The 15,918-nt window shown below is 68.3% G+C and carries 16 protein-coding genes; 3 read left to right on the forward strand and 13 right to left on the reverse strand.

Going from position 1 to position 15,918, the window contains the following annotated elements:
- Window positions 1-103: 103 nt before the first annotated feature.
- The 4 genes from KZ820_RS13785 to KZ820_RS13800 all read right to left on the reverse strand — a co-directional run bounded on the left by KZ820_RS13785 (window position 104) and on the right by KZ820_RS13800 (window position 3,260).
- Window positions 104-997, reverse strand: a complete 894-nt coding sequence (locus tag KZ820_RS13785) for a sigma-70 family RNA polymerase sigma factor (RefSeq protein WP_219749177.1) — start codon at window positions 995-997, stop codon at window positions 104-106.
- Window positions 994-1,419, reverse strand: coding sequence for a hypothetical protein (locus tag KZ820_RS13790; RefSeq protein ID WP_258048204.1), 426 nt, complete (start codon window positions 1,417-1,419; stop codon window positions 994-996). The genes KZ820_RS13785 and KZ820_RS13790 overlap by 4 nt, the downstream gene beginning before the upstream one ends.
- Window positions 1,419-2,180: an SDR family oxidoreductase gene (locus KZ820_RS13795; RefSeq protein ID WP_219749179.1), complete on the reverse strand. Its 762-nt coding sequence runs from the start codon at window positions 2,178-2,180 to the stop codon at window positions 1,419-1,421. The genes KZ820_RS13790 and KZ820_RS13795 overlap by 1 nt, the downstream gene beginning before the upstream one ends.
- Before the next feature lie 324 nt (window positions 2,181-2,504).
- A complete protein-coding gene (locus KZ820_RS13800; protein ID WP_219749180.1) occupies window positions 2,505-3,260 on the reverse strand; it encodes a sulfite exporter TauE/SafE family protein in 756 nt (251 codons plus the stop codon).
- Between the two features lie 97 nt (window positions 3,261-3,357).
- Between KZ820_RS13800 and KZ820_RS13805 the strand changes: the two genes are divergently transcribed.
- A complete protein-coding gene (locus KZ820_RS13805) occupies window positions 3,358-4,245 on the forward strand; it encodes a LysR family transcriptional regulator (protein WP_219749181.1) in 888 nt (295 codons plus the stop codon).
- 238 nt (window positions 4,246-4,483) lie between these two features.
- Here KZ820_RS13805 and KZ820_RS13810 read toward each other — a convergent pair whose 3' ends face one another.
- Complete coding sequence (locus KZ820_RS13810) at window positions 4,484-5,329, reverse strand: oxidoreductase (RefSeq protein WP_219749182.1); 846 nt, start codon at window positions 5,327-5,329, stop codon at window positions 4,484-4,486.
- A gap of 49 nt (window positions 5,330-5,378) precedes the next feature.
- Between KZ820_RS13810 and KZ820_RS13815 the strand changes: the two genes are divergently transcribed.
- Window positions 5,379-5,999, forward strand: coding sequence for a TetR/AcrR family transcriptional regulator (locus KZ820_RS13815; protein ID WP_219749183.1), 621 nt, complete (start codon window positions 5,379-5,381; stop codon window positions 5,997-5,999).
- 28 nt (window positions 6,000-6,027) lie between these two features.
- Here the strand turns inward: KZ820_RS13815 and KZ820_RS13820 are convergent, their stop codons facing one another.
- The 7 genes from KZ820_RS13820 to KZ820_RS13855 form a co-directional block, all read right to left on the reverse strand.
- On the reverse strand, window positions 6,028-7,017 hold the full coding sequence (locus tag KZ820_RS13820) for an alpha/beta hydrolase (protein ID WP_219749184.1): 990 nt from the start codon (window positions 7,015-7,017) through the stop codon (window positions 6,028-6,030).
- 90 nt (window positions 7,018-7,107) lie between these two features.
- On the reverse strand, window positions 7,108-10,101 hold the full coding sequence (locus KZ820_RS22230) for an aspartyl protease family protein (RefSeq protein ID WP_308462230.1): 2,994 nt from the start codon (window positions 10,099-10,101) through the stop codon (window positions 7,108-7,110).
- Window positions 10,098-10,826, reverse strand: coding sequence for an aspartate/glutamate racemase family protein (locus tag KZ820_RS13835; RefSeq protein WP_219749231.1), 729 nt, complete (start codon window positions 10,824-10,826; stop codon window positions 10,098-10,100). The genes KZ820_RS22230 and KZ820_RS13835 overlap by 4 nt, the downstream gene beginning before the upstream one ends.
- On the reverse strand, window positions 10,826-12,208 hold the full coding sequence (locus tag KZ820_RS13840) for an FAD-containing oxidoreductase (protein ID WP_219749186.1): 1,383 nt from the start codon (window positions 12,206-12,208) through the stop codon (window positions 10,826-10,828). Before KZ820_RS13840 ends, KZ820_RS13835 begins: the two co-directional genes overlap by 1 nt.
- Window positions 12,209-12,328: 120 nt before the next feature.
- Window positions 12,329-12,910 (reverse strand): DUF308 domain-containing protein, encoded by a 582-nt coding sequence (locus KZ820_RS13845; RefSeq protein ID WP_219749187.1) that lies wholly within the window; start codon window positions 12,908-12,910, stop codon window positions 12,329-12,331.
- A 105-nt stretch (window positions 12,911-13,015) separates the two neighbouring features.
- On the reverse strand, window positions 13,016-13,657 hold the full coding sequence (locus KZ820_RS13850) for an NrsF family protein (RefSeq protein ID WP_219749188.1): 642 nt from the start codon (window positions 13,655-13,657) through the stop codon (window positions 13,016-13,018).
- Window positions 13,647-14,150 carry a sigma-70 family RNA polymerase sigma factor gene (locus KZ820_RS13855; protein WP_258048206.1) on the reverse strand — a complete coding sequence of 168 codons (504 nt, stop codon included), beginning with the start codon at window positions 14,148-14,150 and terminating at the stop codon, window positions 13,647-13,649. Before KZ820_RS13855 ends, KZ820_RS13850 begins: the two co-directional genes overlap by 11 nt.
- 311 nt (window positions 14,151-14,461) lie before the next feature.
- On the opposite strand from KZ820_RS13855, the gene KZ820_RS13860 reads away from it, so the two are divergent.
- A complete protein-coding gene (locus tag KZ820_RS13860) occupies window positions 14,462-15,322 on the forward strand; it encodes a LysR family transcriptional regulator (RefSeq protein WP_219749190.1) in 861 nt (286 codons plus the stop codon).
- Between the two features lie 32 nt (window positions 15,323-15,354).
- On the opposite strand, the gene KZ820_RS13865 is transcribed toward KZ820_RS13860, so the two are convergent.
- A complete protein-coding gene (locus KZ820_RS13865) occupies window positions 15,355-15,885 on the reverse strand; it encodes a VOC family protein (RefSeq protein WP_219749191.1) in 531 nt (176 codons plus the stop codon).
- Between the last annotated feature and the right edge of the window lie 33 nt (window positions 15,886-15,918).

Genomic DNA, 15,918 nt, shown 5'->3' on the forward strand with positions numbered 1-15,918 from the left:
CCGCTCAGTGGCGCTCGCCGGACTGACGAGGCGGCGGAGACAGGTGTGACACGCGACGCGGAATTTTCTTGATCACGCGCCTCAAGGCAGCGTTGGACACGTCTCACGGCAGGAGCAGCGCGTCCCGCACGTGGCGCAGCTTGTCGGGGTTGCGGACGATATAGATCGCTGCGATGCGCCCGCCGCGCAGCTCCAGCGCGGTGGTCTGGAGCACTTCGCCGCGATCGATGCTGACATAGCCGGGCAGGCCGTCGATCATCACCGTCCGCAGCAGCTGGGGCTGGTAGGCGTACTTGCGCCGGATGCCCTGGAAAAGCCGGATCGCGCGATCGAGACCGCGCACGATGTTCAGGAAGGCGATGACCTTGCCGCCGCCATCCGAGTGGATCGCCACGTCCTCAGCCAGCAGCGCCGTCAGGGCCCCGGCATCGCCGCTGGTGGCGGCGGCGAAGAAGGCGCGGGTGATCGCCTCGGCCTCTGTCGGCTGCACGGCAAAGCGGGGTCTGGCGGCCTGCACGTGGCGGCGGGCGCGGGAGGCAAGCTGGCGCACCGCGGCCGGCTCGCGGCCAAGGGTGGCGGCAACTTCCGGCAAAGGCGTGTCGAACACGTCATGGAGCAGGAAGGCGGCACGCTCGAGTGGGGAGAGCCGCTCCATCGCCAGCATCAGCGTGAGCGTGATGTCGTCCGCACGTGCTTCCTCCTGCTCGGTCGTTCCGACCAGCGGATCGGGCAGCCAGGCGCCGACATAGGTCTCACGCCGGACCCGGGCGGACTTGAGCTGGTCGAGGCACAGCCGGGTCACGACCCGTGTCAGGTAGGCGGCCGGGCTGTCCACACCACCGCTCACATCTTGCCAGCGCAGCCATGCGTCCTGCACCACGTCCTCGGCCTCGCTGACCGAGCCGAGCATGCGGTAGCCGAGGCGCAGCAGCCGTGGCCGCTCCGTCTCGAAGTCGGCGAGGCGCAGCGCCGGCAGCGGATCGGTGCGCGGAGTCATGAGAACGCATTCTGCGCCTTGCTGCGGCGCGCGTCACGCCAAGCCCAGCAGGCGAGGGCGGTCGACAGGATTGCCGGCAGCGTCACTGCGGGAAAGTCGCGCGCTATCGCATCCGAGCCGCAGATCCCCACCGACACCTCCCAGAGATGGAACAGTGCATGTCCCGTCAGCCACGACGCCGACGCACTCCAGAGTTTCACCCGCTGAGCCGCGAGCATCGCGCCACCCAGCATTGCGGCACCGATCAGCGCGAAGATCAGTCCGATGTCGCGAATGAAATGCTGGTTGAACGGTCCCGTGGTCGTCACGCCGGGCACCGCGAGATACCAATTCGCGGGGTCCACCAGCATGAACAGGCCGTTGGCGACGCCACCGATGCCGAGAACGGCGGCGAGACCCAGGATGAGCGATCGGCCCTGCATCACGCCGGCTCCCCGATGGGCTGCGCGGCGAGCCATGCCTCGAAGCGGGTCGGCAGAAGCCGGGCACCGTCGCCCGGCACGAGCGTGCGGTCGTTCGCCGGCGCGCCGAAATAGCCGGCCTTCTCGTCGGCCACGATCGCGCGCGGATCTTCGCGGTGGCCGAGCCAGGTGCCGACGAACTCGATCACCGGCGCGCGCTCCGGCCCGGCGATCTCGATGATGCCGTTCACGGGCCTGGATAGCGCGACATCGGTCAGGGCCGCTGCAACATCCGCCGCAGCGACCGGCTGCAGCGCAAAGGTCGGCAGATGGGCGATGCCATCGCGGGTATAACCGTCCGCTATCGCGCTCAAGAACTCGAAGAATTGCGTTGCGCGAACGATGGTGGAGGCAACGCCGCTCTGCGCGTAGGCGCTTTCCTGCGCCTGCTTGCCGCGGAAGTAACCGGAAACCTGCAACCGATCAGTGCCGACGATCGAGAGAACGACGATATGCGCGACGCCCGCCTCCCTGGCAGCGGTGGCGATGTTGGTTGCGGAGGTCCGGAAGAAGGTGAGCACCTCGTCGTCGGCAAAGGACGGTGGGTTGCTCACGTCCACGACGACCTGAGCCCCCGCGACGGCGCTGGCAAGCCCTGTGCCGGTGACGCTGTCCACGCCCCTGCTGGGCGAGGCGGCGACCACCTCATGCCCGCGATGAGCCAGGTCGCTGACGAGCTGGCGGCCGATCAGCCCGCTTCCGCCGATGACGACGATCTTCATGCTTCGTCTCCCACATGATCTGCAGGTATGACGACATGCGAGCCGACGATGTGACATGGCGGCACGCTTTTCGTGCGAGAGGCTCGAAACTTAGCTCTGCATGCGTTGGACGGGCAGCATGCCTAGTGAGGGTGAACGGTGCGGGAACCGTCTGGCTGCCGCCACTTACTGCGAGCATACAGATAAATGAATGGCCGGATTTGGCAGACGCGAGTGAAGGCTTAAATGGCCGCTTCTGGGTCCTCGGCAGGAGAGGGCAGGGGCCCGCAAGCGCCCAACCCAGACCCTCAGGTAAACTTCTCCGTCGCCGAAAGCGGCCGCTTCCTACGTTCGGAGCAGCCCATGCAGGGCCATCTCTAGCCCGAGCAGCAACAGGAAGATCAGGAAAAGCCGTCGGAACAGTTGGGGGCTGATCCATGTGCGCATCACCTGTCCGGCCGCCATGCCGAGCAGGGCGGAAATGACCGCCAGTGTCGAAGTCAGGAGGTTCCCGACCGGAGCTGCGCCATGCCAGACCAAGCCGATGGCGAGGGCGATCGTTGACACAGTGAAGGAGAGGCCCAGTGCCTGCACCAGATCGTCCTGGTCCAGATCGAGCGACTGGATGTACGGCACGGCGGGAATAACGAACACGCCAGTCGCGCCCGTCACCAGTCCGGTGACGAGGCCGATCACGGGCGACAGCCACGGTTCCCATCGCGGCGAGACACCTAGCGGTTTGGCGAGCAGCGTGTACGTCGCGTAGATGACGAGGGCGACACCAAGGGCGACCGTCGTGAGTTCGGTGCGCCCGCCGGTGAGCAGCATCGAGCCGAAAACGGTGCCGAGGACGATCGTCAGCATCATCGGCCACAGGCGACGGATCAGCATGCCGAACTGAGGTCCGGCTAGAAGCTGCCAGACGTTGGTCACAAACGACGGCACCAGCAGGAGCGCAGCGGCAGCGAGCGGCGACAGCAGCGATCCGAGCACGCCCATCGCTACCGTGGGCAGGCCCATGCCCGTTACGCCCTTCACAAGGCCCGCCGCAAAGAAGGTGGCAACGATTGCGGCGGTGAGCGGGAACGAATAATTGAGCATGCCGCAGACCTAACCGTCAGGCGCGCGCCCACAATGCGGATGGTCCGAGTGCTGGCTTCGGGTGTATCGAAGTCACGGGTTGGACTAGATCGCTTTGATGCGGTTCGATCTGACAGACCTTCGATTGTTTCTGGCGGTGGTCGATGCCGGGAGTATCACCCACGGCGCGACCGAAGGCGGCTTGTCGCTCCCGGCAGCCAGCGAACGCCTTCGCGACATGGAAGCGACCGGGGAAGTGATCCTTCTCATTCGGGGGCGTCGTGGCATCGCACCAACCGAAGCCGGCGAGATGCTGGCACACCATGCCCGCACGATCCTGCACCAGATGTCACAGATGCGGGGCGACATCGGGCAGTATGCGAAGGGGTTGCGAGCTTCAGTGCGGATCTTCGCGAACACCGCCGCCATTACAGAGTCTCTACCCGAGCGGCTTGGCCCTTGGATGGCTGCCCACCCACAGATCGACGTTGACTTGAAGGAGCGCGAGAGCAGCGACATAGCCAGGAGCGTGGGCGCTGGCTTTGCCGAGATCGGCGTGCTGTCGAGCGCGGCCGAGACGGACAATCTGGTCCTGCGGCCCTTTGCGATCGACCGCCTCGTGTGCGTAGCATCCAGCAACCATCCGTTGGCGGGAAACGGACAGGTGCGTTTTACCGACCTCCTCGGCGATCAGTTCATCGGCATGGCGGGCGGTGCCTTGCAGAAGCATATTGAAAGCCGAGCCTTCCGTTTGGGCACGAAGATGAAGATCCGTACTCGTCTTCGCAGCTTCCGGGGCATATGCCGGATGGCAGGCGCTGGTGCAGGCATTGGGATCATTCCCGAATCCGCTGCCAAACGATGCCGACGATCGACGCGGATCGCGATTATCCGGCTGCGCGATGATTGGGCGTCCCGCCGCCTGTCATTGTGTGTACGCGATGAAAATGACCTTACACCGCCTGCTAAGGCGCTATTTAAGCACCTCTCCGATACCGCCGAATAACGTCTGGAGCTTCGCTCGTTCTCTGTACAGGCACCGCCGCCATACGTTGGCGACTGCACAAGCTTTTCTGTTAGCGGGCGGTTCGTTTCCCTGCTCGATCAGGCCAGCCGGACAGTTGCGCGGAACGCTTGGAAGGCCCGATCGGCGAGGTGAACGAGCGACCGGAGTTGGGAAGCGGGGAGGGCCATTTGAGTGACTGCTTCTGGGTCACACGCCTGGCCGCATAGACTCATCTCCGCTACGAAGAGAAAGCTGTTGATCGGGACAGCGACTCCCAGCGTGCGATCTCTTGTCGCATGGCATCGATCTTCTTGTCGACCAGCTGGAGAGCATCGTCGCCGAGAAAGAGGCGTGTGGGCGGTGTTTCCGCATCTATCAGTGTGAGCAGCGCCTGTGCCGCTCTCGCGGGATCGCCGGGTTGATGACCGCTCTTCGCCTCCCTTGTGGCGCGGACCGGGTCGATAACGCCGTCATAATCGCCGATGCTGCGGGGGGTGCGCTCCATCGAGCGGCCGGCCCAGTCGGTGCGGAACTGGCCCGGTGCTAGCGAGGTGACGCGGATGCCGAGGTGGGCGACCTCTTTGCCGAGCGCCTCGGAGATGCCTTCGAGCGCGAACTTGCTGCCGCAGTAAAAGCTGATCCCTGGCATGGTGATGAAGCCGCCCATGGATGTGACGTTGACGATGTGACCGCGGCGGCGCTGACGCATGCCCGGCAGCACCGCCTTCATCATCGCGACGGGGCCGTACACGTTGGCGGCGAACTGCCGGTGTAGTTCGTCGATCGAGGATTCCTCCAGTGCGCCTTCGTGGCCATAACCGGCATTGTTGACGAGCACGTCGATGGGGCCGACCCGCGCGATGGCCGCGCCGACCGCATCCGGGATTCTCGCGTAATCGGTCACGTCGAGAGGGAGCGGGTGAGCCCGCCCGGCATCCTGCGCGGCGAACGTGTCGGCGTCGTCCTGCTTGCGCACCGTTCCGATGACGCGATGGCCGGCGGCGAGAGCACCGGCGGCGAAGGCGCGGCCAAGACCGGAACTGACGCCGGTAATGAGGAAGGTTTTTGGAGCCTTGTCGGTCATGCGCTACCTCCTATGGCGGCCAGCAAGTGTATCAAGATATAGTTAGTCGATGACGGACGACAAGCCAGGAAAGATCAGCAGGGGCGAACCTGTACGTCAGCGCGTGCTCGATGCGGCGGAGAGGCTGCTGCGCGATGGTCGTGCGACCTATTCCATGCGCGACCTCGCGACCGAGGCCGGTGTCAGCTTCGTCACCCCGTTCAATCAGTTCGGCGGCAAGGCCGCGATCATGCACGCTCTGTCCGCACGCCGCATTGACGCGATGATCGCACGGTTCAAAGCGGCGCCGGCGCCGCGCGATCTTGTGGCGCGTGTGGGATTGGCGGTCGAGCTGGCGGTGGCGGTGATGCTCGAGCAGCCGGAGGTCAATCGTGCAGTGATGAGCTGGATCGGTACGGCCGGGCGATCGCCAGGGCAGGTGCTGGCGCATTCGACCGAATTGTGGGCGCTGGCGACGCAGGATGAGGAGGTGCCGGCCTCAGGCGACCGGAGTCGGGACGTGGCGGAACTGTCGATCCAACTCGCGCTCGGCTTCCGCGGAGTTTTGTCGTTCTGGACCGCGGGTGAGATCGCCGACGAGGAGCTCGCCTTGGCCGCGCAGGCGATCGCTGCGACGCTCGTGGCAGGCTTCAGCGACCCGCAACATGGCGGCATTCGACGCAAACAGTGACTTTTCTTCGGCAGCGCCGGCGGACGAATTAGATGCGCGAGAGCCGGTCGTGCACGAAGCGGGTGACCTCGCGCGCGGCGTCTCGATCCTCGGGCGTTCCGCCGAAGCCACCGTGCGGCATCGCCTCGAACACGTGGAGCTCGGCGGGCACCTGCGCGGCGAGCAGCCGACGGTGCATGCGCACCGTGTTCGACAGGAACAGGTCGCGCGTACCGGTCAGAAGCAGCGTGGGCGGGAAGCCGGTGAGGTCGCCGAACAGCGGAGAGAGATAGGGATGAGCCAGGTCGACGCCGCCGGCATACAGAAGGTTATTCGCCATCAGCGAACCCGGCAGCATGACATCGACCCCGGCGTTGACGGTGAAGCTGTCGCCGCTCTCCGTCAGGTCGACCTCGGGCGACAGCAGCACCAGCGCGGCAGGCATCGACAGGCCTTCGTCCCTCGCGCGCAACAGCATCGCGGCCGCCAGATTGCCCCCCGCCGAGCGACCTCCGACGACGATACGACGGGCAGGGTGACGCTCCTGCGCCGCGCGATAGACCGCCAGACAGTCGTCGAGCGCCGCCGGATAGCGATGCTCGGGTGGCAGGCGATAGTCGATGCTCCACACCGTCACGCCGAGCTGATCGGCCTGCACGCGCGCGCCGTGGCGACAGGCATCGCCCCCACCGAAGACCAGGGCGCCGCCGTGTAGCTCCAGATAGACCGCGTCGCTCGCGATCACATCCGCGGGCGTGGCGACGTGGACCAGTGCACCGTCGAAGCGGGTGGTCGCCACCGTCGCTTCGGGCATGTCGGATGCGGCTGCGAGCAGGCGCGCGTAATTGGCGTCCACCGCCGCTTTGACCTTCCCCCAACCCGCGACGTCGTCGTGCGCCGGCAGCTCGAACAACCCGTTGAGCGGCACGCCGTCCGTCCCGATGAGCCGCTCCAGCGCGGCGCGAGCCTCCACGCTGATCGAAATGGGCGTGGGTATCGTGCGTGTCTCCAGCCGCAGCGATCGTTCACCCGTTATCATCTGCTGTCCCCGTCCCGTGTCGCCGCGCCCGGCAGCAGCAACCGCGCCGTCGTATCAGCCATCATCCAAACCGCATCGCGCGCGGTCTCGTCAACCATCCGCCCGGCAGGTGCCTGCTTTCGGCGGCTCGTCGCCGAGCAGGAGCCGCATCGAGCGGAAGTCGAAGGTGTAGCTACATCTCGCCGACAGTCCCGATTGTCCGAGATTGCCGAGGATCGGGGAGGCTCTGTCTCCGTCGAGCGCGACGGACACGCCATGTTCCGCGACTCTCGCGGCCCCGACGCCGATCGTCAACTCGGGCTCGACCGCGGCGTCGGCATCGCTGCCGCCGCCCAGTCCCAGGGTGGTGTCGCGCTGCCTCGACCAGAGCGGCGCGCGATCGGTGAAGCGTGCGGCGTAGCTCGCGTAGAGCGTGGTCCGGTTCGCCCCCGTGTCGATGTTCATCAGCCCTCTGCGCCCGGCGATCTCCACCTCGGCCAGCGGCGTCAGCGCGTTCATGAAGAGCGGTGCGCCCAAGCGGAGCGGCGGCGCGGCGCGGTCCACCGCCATGGTGCCCTCCCGCTCGATCCGGAAATGACCGAGCTGCGTCAATGCCGGCAAGCCGAGGACGGCGTCGATCCGATAGTCCGCGTGCGGTGCCCGGATCCGCAGCGCTGCATCGGGGAGGACGATCGCCATCATGTTCCGAAGGATCACGCCGCCGACCGGGAGTTTGTCGATCACGGCGAGCCGCGCGGTCACCGCATGGCCCGTCGATCCGGCGACATGGTAGCCGGCGTCACGGACCTCCAGTCGCAGGCGGCGCGCGGCGGTCTCGGACACGACGGAGACATTCGCGCCCGTGTCGATCAACCACGGAAGCGTGACATCACGCACGGTCAGATCGACGGTTCGGGTGCCCAGTACATTGAGGTAGGTGCGCAGCATCGCGGTCCGGCGTCCCGTCACCGACGGCCTGGGCAGGGCACGCAACACCGCCGCGGTCGCGAGTTGATCGCGGAGGTCCGAGAGCTTGTTCGAATCGATGCGCTCTCTTCGCGTGCCGAGCCAGCGCGCCAACAGGGCATGGTGCTTTCCGTACTCACCTAGACGCAGGTAGGTATCGAGCAGCGTCTCGAACACTGGTTCGGCACGACGCGATCCGTTCCGCTCCAGCGCGGTCAGGCACGACGGGAGCAGCTTTGCCGCCGTTTCGATTTGGTTGGCACGGCTGGCGATGATGCCTTCCACGGCGCAGCGATCGGCGCCCGCCGGCATCATCGCGGCCAGCGAGCGCGCCTCCGCCATGTCCCACCGGGCGAGGGCGGCATCCACCGGCGGCACAGCGGGAGGCGGCGAGGGCGTCGCGGCCGCAGGCGCGGCAGCCACCGAGAGCGTCAGCATCGCGCGAAACGCCATCTTACGATGCCTTGTCGGGTTCGAAAGCCGTGCGCGGCGGCGTCGCGGCAGGCACCTTCCCGGAGCCTCCGCCCAGCGTCTCGCCAGGTCTGGCCGCGGCATACATGGCGCGGCCCATCTCCTTCCACAAAGCGTTGCGGTCGCCGGCGCTGGCGTAGAGTTCCGCCATGCTGTGGGTCGCGCCGGGCACGAAGCGGATGTCCGCACGGTTGCCGAGCCGGCGCAGTGCGGCGTCGAGCCGGCGGACCGGGCCGTCGAGGTAATAGGAATCGGCGTCGCCGACGATGACGTGGAGCTTGCCACCGAGCTGCTCGCGCCGGTGGTGCCACTCGGCCCGAAGCTTGCGGACGATATCATAATGCTCGCGCCAGTAGGCGGCCACGGCAGGGTCGACGGCGCCGGTCGCGCGATCGAATAAAGGGGCGGGGGTGCCGTCCGAACGTCGGGGCGAGAACACCCACTCGAACGAGCGGAGCTGCCCACCCTCGCGGCCGAGAACGCGCTCCAGGCGGGCGGCGCCCTCGATCGTGCCGAGAACCTCGCCGTGATCGCGCTCGAGCGGACGCGCCCCCCGTCGCTTGCACGATACATGTTCGCATCGCGTGCGTAGAGATCGGCACCGAGGAAGTCGTGGAAGTCGACGGGGTCGGGCGCCGTCGCCCAGCTGCCACCGAACACCCGCGGGTAGCGCACCATTTCCCACAGCGCGAACCAGCCGCCGGAGCTGTGCCCCATCAGGAAGCGACCGGACGGTTGCGCGTCCATCCGATAGCGCGCCTCGAGCGCGGGGATGACATCGCGCACCAGCGCCTCGCCCAATGGGCCGTTGCTGGCGCTGTCCGCGAACTCGGTCGTGCCCGTCGCGGTGGCGTGGTCGAGCGCGACCCAGATCATCGGCGGGATCGCGCCCGTCTCCATCAGATGCCACATCCGCGACAGCTGCTGGCCGCCGAGCTTGTGTCGGACGCCGAACCCGCCCGCCGTAAAGACTGTCGGATAGGTTCGGCGCGATGCGGGATCATAGCCGGGCGGGGTCAGCACCCACGCCGCCACGGCCTGGCGCTCTCCGCGGAAGCGCGTCAGCGCGCGGGAGGCGATCCGCTCGTCGTGAAGGTGCGGACGCGACGCAGTGATCTGCGCGGCCGCTGCGGGAGGCAGGCCGGCGGTGTCGAACTGGTCGGTCGCCGGCGGCACGGCGTGGTCGAGCTGCAGTGTCGGGGTCGACGCGAGCGGGAGACGCACGGTCACGACCTCGGACAGGAGATCGCCGGGTGCCCTGCCGGCGAAGTTATAGTCGCCGTCACGGTCGAGCACCGCCTGCACGCGGTAGCTGCCGGGTGCCAGCGAGGCGAGGCTCGCCGGGTAGGCGTCTGTGGCCCCGTCGATCGTCACCGAGCGCCCGGGCCCGAACCCCGCCACGTCGCGCCCGGCCACCCAGACGTGTTGCCCACGCTCCAGATCGACCGCGTCGCCGCCGCGTGCGTCCGCGCCGCTCGCTGGCGTGGCGAACACCAGCAGCCGCCCGCGCGCGTCCGCGGCGAGGTCTGGGCGGAGCGTCACGATCAGGCGCGGCGCCGGCTCGGCCGCGCCGATGAGGAGCGCGGCCGACGCCGACGCGAGCAACAAGCGGGTCACGCTGGCCGCGCCGGGCTGCCGCGCCGTGGCGGTAGGAGTGGCTTGGCTCATCCGACCCTCCCTCGCGGTTCGTTGTCGCTCTCGACCGACAGCGCGCGGTCGAGCGCGGCGGCCGCATGTAGCGCGGTGGTGTCGAAGATCGGCACGGGGCTGTCGTCCTGTCGCACCAGCATCATGATCTCGGTGCAGCCGAGGATCACCGCCTCGGCGCCGGACGCGACTAGCCGTGCGATCACTGCCCGATAGGCCGCGCGCGACGCGGGCTCGACCCGCCCGGCGACCAGTTCGTCATAGATGATCCGATGCACGGTCGCGCGGTCCGCCGCCTCCGGGACGATCACCTCCAGGCCGAAGGCGTCGCGGAGCCGCCCCTTGTAGAAGTCCTGCTCCATCGTGAACGCGGTGCCGAGCAGGCCGACCGTCCGCAGCCCGGCGGCGACGATCCGCTCCGCGGTGGCGTCGGCGATATGGACCAGCGGGATGCCGACCGCGCCCTGCACCTCCGGCGCCATCCGGTGCATGGTGTTGGTGCAGATCAGCAGCAGCTCCGCGCCGGCCGCCTCGAGCCGCCGGGCGGCGTCCACCATCCGCGCGGTGAGCCCGGCCCAGTCGCCGGCGTGTTGCAACGCCTCGATCTCCGCGAAGTCGAACGACCACAAGAGGCAGCGCGCCGAGCCGGTCGGACCCAGGCGCGCGCGGGCGCCCTCGTTGAGCAGGCGGTAATAGGCCGCCGAGCTCTCCCAGCTCATCCCGCCGATCAGGCCGATCATGCGCATCATGCCGCTCCGTTCCAGGGTTCGAGGTCGAGCAGCAGCGTCGGGATCAGCTCCGACACGGTGGGGTGGATCGGCACCGCCCAGCGAAGCCGCTCGATCGGCTGGTCGGCGTTCATCATGTCGAGCACGCCGTGGATCGCCTCGTCGCCGCCGGTGCCGAGGATCGCCGCGCCGAGCACGCGGCGCGTCTCCGCGTCGGCGACGATCTTCATGAAGCCCTGCGTCTCGCCTTTCTCGACCGCACGGCCGACGCGCGTCATCGGCCGCGTCGCGCGCAGCAGCGGCCGGCCGGTCGCGAGTGCCTCCGCGTCGGTCAGGCCGACGCGGGCGAGCGGGGGATCGATGTAGAGCGCATAGCCGGGCAGACGCTGGCTGACGCGCCGGTCCTCGCCGTCGAGCAGGTTGCCCGCGACGATCTCGAAGTCATTGTAGGCGGTGTGGGTGAAGGCACCGCGGCCGTTGCAGTCGCCGAGCGCCCAGATGCCGGGGACGCTGCTTCTCAGATGGTCGTCGACGATGATGTAGCCGCGCGGGTCGACCGCGACGCCGGCTGCCTCGAGTCCGAGGTCGTCCGTGTTCGGTCGCCGGCCTACCGCCACTAGCACGTGGCTGGCGAGCAATGGCGACGCGTCCGCGGCGCAGTCGACGCGCACCGCGATCCCGTCATCCTGGCGCGCGAAGCCGATGCAGTCCGCGCCGGTCCGCACCGCGACGCCTTCGGCCTCAAGGATCGCGCGCACCGCCGCGGAGACGTCCTCGTCCTCGCGCGCGATCAGGCGGTCCATCCGCTCGACGATCGTTACCGCGGCGCCGAAGCGGCGGTACATCTGCGCGAACTCCAGCCCGATGTAGCTGCCGCCGATCACCACCAGGTGGCGGGGCAGCGTGTCGAGCGCGACCATGCCGGTGTTGGTGAGGATCGGGACCGCGCCAATGCCCGGCAGGTCCGGGACGGTCGCGCGACCGCCGACGTTGAGGAAGATCTTCGGCGCGCTCAGGCGCTCGCCTGCCACTGCCACGGTGTCGGCGGACTCGAACCGCGCGTGGCCGCGGATCAGCTCAACGCCCTTGAGTCCGAGCAGCCACGCCTCGTTGCCGCGGCGGCCATCCTGGATGACGGCGGCCGCGCGCGCGGCCACCGCGCCCATGTCGACGGCGAGGGAGCCGGCGGTGAAGCCATAGTCTGCCCCGCGTCGCGCGGTGTGGAGCGCGTAGGCGCTGGCCACCAGCGTCTTGGTCGGGCGGCAGCCGGTGTTGACGCAGGTGCCGCCGACCCAATGCCGCTCGATGATCGCGACCGACTGGCCCGCCGCGCTGAGCCTCGCGGCGAGCGCGGGACCGGCCTGGCCGGCACCGATGATGATGGCGTCGAAGCTGCGCATGCTGGGCGTACCTTGATCGAGTGAGGCGCTAAGCCTTGTGGCAGAGGTGGCAGGGCCGCGCGAGGCGGGCACGCGCGCGATCTGACGAGGGGCAACCACACGTCATGAAGGCGAGACCGATCAGGTGGCGGCAATCTTGGCGCGGCGGCGTGCGGTGCTGACCGTCAGCGAGACGGCCGAGACGAGGAAGTAGAAGGCGCCGAAGGCGGCATAGGGTGCGATGTCGGCGATGCTGACCGCGGCGGGGCCGGCGGCCTTGCTCAGCATGTGTGCACCGGCGAGACCGGACTGCGCGCCGCTCAGGATCATCGCCCATTGGGCGCCATAGGCCTTCCACCGCCGCACGCCGGTAGCGAGCTGGAACAGACCGGACAGGACGGCCCAGACGCCGAAGACCTGCAGCACCGCGTGCGGCCCATGCGGCAGGGTCGCGCCGACCGCGACTGCGGTCACCGCGCTCACCGCGAAGTTAAGCATCTGGCTCCTGTTGCGCGCGAGCCCGCCGCTGCGCGCGGCGTCGAGATAGTTCGCCAGCGCGTCCCAGGCCGGATATGCGACGAGCATCGCGGCGGCGAGCGCGGGCCTCGTGCCGGCGATCGTGAAGGCCAGCGCGACCCAGGCGGCAGCCACCGCGAAGCGGAGGTAATAATAGGTTCGGAGCCAGCCCAGGTCGGGCGCTTTCGCATTGGCAGTGGTCGGCATGGCAGGTTCCTTTCGGGATTGAGGGCGCGCGTTGTCGCTCCCGGCGAACCGGGTTGGGCGTCGACGGTCGGGTCGATCGCGGCCAGGTGGCCGCGGCACATCAGGTCAGAGGCGGAAGCGCCGCGGCAGACACCATCGCGCCGCGGCGGTTACGGCACCGCACCCGATGCTGTACCAGACCACCGCGTATAGCGGGTCGTTGAAGGGGCAGCAGAAGGCGAAGACGAAGGCGCCGCAGGTGCCCGCGGCGAGGCCGGCGGCGAGCGCGCTGAGCCGGGGCTCGGTCGGTGCGGCGCGTCGCATCAGCGCGCCGAGCAACGCCATGACGGGCAGCGAGAGCACGACGATCGACGTGGCGCACACGATCCCGCTCGCCGGGTCGAGGCGGTCGAGCAGCGCGCGGTGCGCCGTTCCCGAGGGCGCGACGAACACGCCCGCGACGATCGCCGCGGCCGCGAGCGTGCCGGCGAGCGTCAGACCCGGTCGCGTCCGCGCCGCGGGCGAGAAGGAGTGGATCGCCACCGCACAGGCCGTCACGGCGAGGCAGGCAAGGCTTCCCACCCGCCACATCAGATAGGGCGAGTCCGCCGCGTGGTTCATGTCCGGCCGCATCGCACCCATGGCCAGGAATAACGACAGCTCCATCCCGCACAGCGCGAGGAGGAGCGCGCCCTCGCGCGCGACGCTGCGGCGCCGCACGGGCGCGAGGCCGGACGAGAGCTCGGCGATCAGGGCGTCATTCGACATCGGGAGTCTTCTCGATCAGGGCGGTAAGACGGGTGAGGCCTCGGTGGATGTTCATCTTCACGGCGGAAGGTGACAGGCCGATCCGCGACGAGGCCTCCTCGACGCTATAGCCCTGCACCTTCACCAGCAGGATTGCCTGCGCCTGCGCCGGGCGGAGCGCCTCGAGCAGGGTGGCGAGCACTGAGGTGCTGACCACCGACGCCTCATGGTCGCCGACCGCGACGTCGTCGGACAGCTCGCCGTCCGGGTGCCGCGCCAGGCTCCGCAGCTGGTCGACCCATTTGTTCTTGGCGATCGCCGCGAGCCACGGTCCGAACGGGAAGCGCGGATCGTAGGTATGACGGCGCCGATGCACCGCCATCAGCGTCTCCTGGACGGCATCGTCCACCTCGCCGGCGGGCAGGCGCCGGGTGAAGTAGCGCGTGAGCCATGCCGACATCTCCGCGAGCAGTCGCCGATACGCACCGCCATGTCCGTCCTGGGCAGCGGCCATCAGCTGGCCCCACTCGTCGGGCGCGGTGCGAGCCGGTCGCTCACGGCTGACCCGCGCCGCGTCGAGCGACGGTCGGGGCATCAGTCTCGAGAGGAACTCGCTTTGCATGGTCTGTTATTCGCTCGCCGCGCGATCTCGGTCACCGGCCTCGACCTTTTCTTTTCCAAGCATCCGCTTCAGCGGAGCTTGCCTGTCATGTTCGACGCCTCGGCGTCGGCTGCGCACACCATGCCGGCTTGAACTGAAAGGCCGCAGACGCTCGTATAGATGGATGCCGGGCGCGGCGTCGCGGGTGCAATGGGAAGAACGAGATGGAGTGGAGCGACGTCCGCATTTTCCTGGCCGTGATGCGGGCGGGCACGCTGGGCGGCGCGGCCCGGGCGCTGCGCCTCAGCCATCCTACCGTCGGGCGGCGCCTCCGCGCGCTCGAGGAGTCGACCGGCCAGATCCTGTTCCAGCGGACCGCTGACGGGCTCGTGCTGACCGAGGAGGGAAGTGCCATCGTCGCTTTGGCGGAGCAGATGGAGGAGGGCGCGCTGGCGCTCGAGCGACGGCTCGCCGGGCAGGAGCAGGCGCTCCGCGGCGCGCTGCGCATCTCCTCGGCCGATTGGTTCGGTGCCTATGTCCTGCCCCCGATCGTCGCCGATTACACGAGCGCCTATCCCGGCGTCGACGTCGAGATTCTCACCGGCACACGCCTGTTCAGCCTCGCGCAGCGCGAGTCGGACATCGCTTTCCGCATCGTCCCCTTCGACACCTCGGATATCGTGCAGCGACGGCTCAGCCGGTTGAACTACGGCGTGTACATCGCGGCGACGGCGCCCGAGCCCGTGTTCGGGGACGGTACGGGCTTTGGTCTGATCACGCATGACACCTCCACCGGGCAGTTCCCCGACATCGACTGGCTCAAGGCGAGCTTCCCCAACGCGGCGCCGATCGTGCGGTCGAACAACAGGAATGTGCAGTCGCATCTGTGCCGCCAGGGCCTCGGCATCGCCGTGCTCCCTCTTGCGGTTGGTAACCATGTGCCGGGACTGCGCCGGCTCGAGCCGCCGGCCGAGCCGCCCAGCCGCGACATCTGGATGGGCTATCATCGCGATCTCAAGCATCTGCAGCGCCTGCGCGCCTTCATTCAAACCGTCGAGACGCATCTTCGAGCGGTGTTGCCATGATCCGACGATGGCACGGGCATCTTCGTGTCTGCTCAGTCGTCGTCCTGCCACCGGCGCAGATCGGTCTGCTCATGGTAGGGCATCCGATCTGGCGTGGTGATGAACTCGACCGTCGTGCCCCAAGGCGTCCGGCAGTAGCACACCTTGTTGCCGGTACCCCGCTCGGTCGCATAGGGGATGGCGCGCGGCGTGGTCAGCGGCGTGCCGCCGGCTCGCTGGAAGCGTGCGACCGCCGCGTCGATGTCGTCGGTGTACAGCGCGAAGTGCGTGATGCCGAAATCGCTCGCCCGCACCGGCGCGGCCTGCTCGGGGCCGTGCATCTCGAACAACTCGATATCGGGTCCGGTGCCGATCTTCACCATTGCCTGCGCGCGCACGACCGTTCCCGGAAAGGCGTCGACCGCACGTTCGAAATCGGGCCCTCGCCGCGGCGGATCCTGCGGACCGAACGACTGGTAGATCAGCTGTCCGTCGAACGCCTCCGACAGGAAGGACAAAGCGGCGGCGATATCGGGCACGGTGATGCCGATGTGGTTGATGCCGCGGGTGACAGGGTCGGTCATATGTGTCTTCCTCTGCAAGAACGTGGATCGATA

The organism is Sphingomonas citri, assembly GCF_019429485.1.
Classification (GTDB): Bacteria; Pseudomonadota; Alphaproteobacteria; order Sphingomonadales; family Sphingomonadaceae; genus Sphingomonas; species Sphingomonas citri.

Bases quoted from the DNA above. Each gene is read 5' to 3' on its own strand.
- KZ820_RS13790 (WP_258048204.1), bottom strand. From the start codon at position 1,419: ATGCAGGGCCGATCGCTCATCCTGGGTCTCGCCGCCGTTCTCGGCATC.
- KZ820_RS13850 (WP_219749188.1), bottom strand. From the start codon at position 13,657: ATGTCGAATGACGCCCTGATCGCCGAGCTCTCGTCCGGCCTCGCGCCC.
- KZ820_RS13810 (WP_219749182.1), bottom strand. From the start codon at position 5,329: ATGACCGACAAGGCTCCAAAAACCTTCCTCATTACCGGCGTCAGTTCC.
- KZ820_RS13805 (WP_219749181.1), top strand. From the start codon at position 3,358: ATGCGGTTCGATCTGACAGACCTTCGATTGTTTCTGGCGGTGGTCGAT.
- KZ820_RS13795 (WP_219749179.1), bottom strand. From the start codon at position 2,180: ATGAAGATCGTCGTCATCGGCGGAAGCGGGCTGATCGGCCGCCAGCTC.
- KZ820_RS13815 (WP_219749183.1), top strand. From the start codon at position 5,379: ATGACGGACGACAAGCCAGGAAAGATCAGCAGGGGCGAACCTGTACGT.
- KZ820_RS13860 (WP_219749190.1), top strand. From the start codon at position 14,462: ATGGAGTGGAGCGACGTCCGCATTTTCCTGGCCGTGATGCGGGCGGGC.
- KZ820_RS13820 (WP_219749184.1), bottom strand. From the start codon at position 7,017: ATGATAACGGGTGAACGATCGCTGCGGCTGGAGACACGCACGATACCC.
- KZ820_RS13835 (WP_219749231.1), bottom strand. From the start codon at position 10,826: ATGCGCATGATCGGCCTGATCGGCGGGATGAGCTGGGAGAGCTCGGCG.
- KZ820_RS13845 (WP_219749187.1), bottom strand. From the start codon at position 12,910: ATGCCGACCACTGCCAATGCGAAAGCGCCCGACCTGGGCTGGCTCCGA.
- KZ820_RS13855 (WP_258048206.1), bottom strand. From the start codon at position 14,150: ATGGCCGCTGCCCAGGACGGACATGGCGGTGCGTATCGGCGACTGCTC.
- KZ820_RS13785 (WP_219749177.1), bottom strand. From the start codon at position 997: ATGACTCCGCGCACCGATCCGCTGCCGGCGCTGCGCCTCGCCGACTTC.
- KZ820_RS13865 (WP_219749191.1), bottom strand. From the start codon at position 15,885: ATGACCGACCCTGTCACCCGCGGCATCAACCACATCGGCATCACCGTG.
- KZ820_RS22230 (WP_308462230.1), bottom strand. From the start codon at position 10,101: ATGAGCCAAGCCACTCCTACCGCCACGGCGCGGCAGCCCGGCGCGGCC.
- KZ820_RS13840 (WP_219749186.1), bottom strand. From the start codon at position 12,208: ATGCGCAGCTTCGACGCCATCATCATCGGTGCCGGCCAGGCCGGTCCC.
- KZ820_RS13800 (WP_219749180.1), bottom strand. From the start codon at position 3,260: ATGCTCAATTATTCGTTCCCGCTCACCGCCGCAATCGTTGCCACCTTC.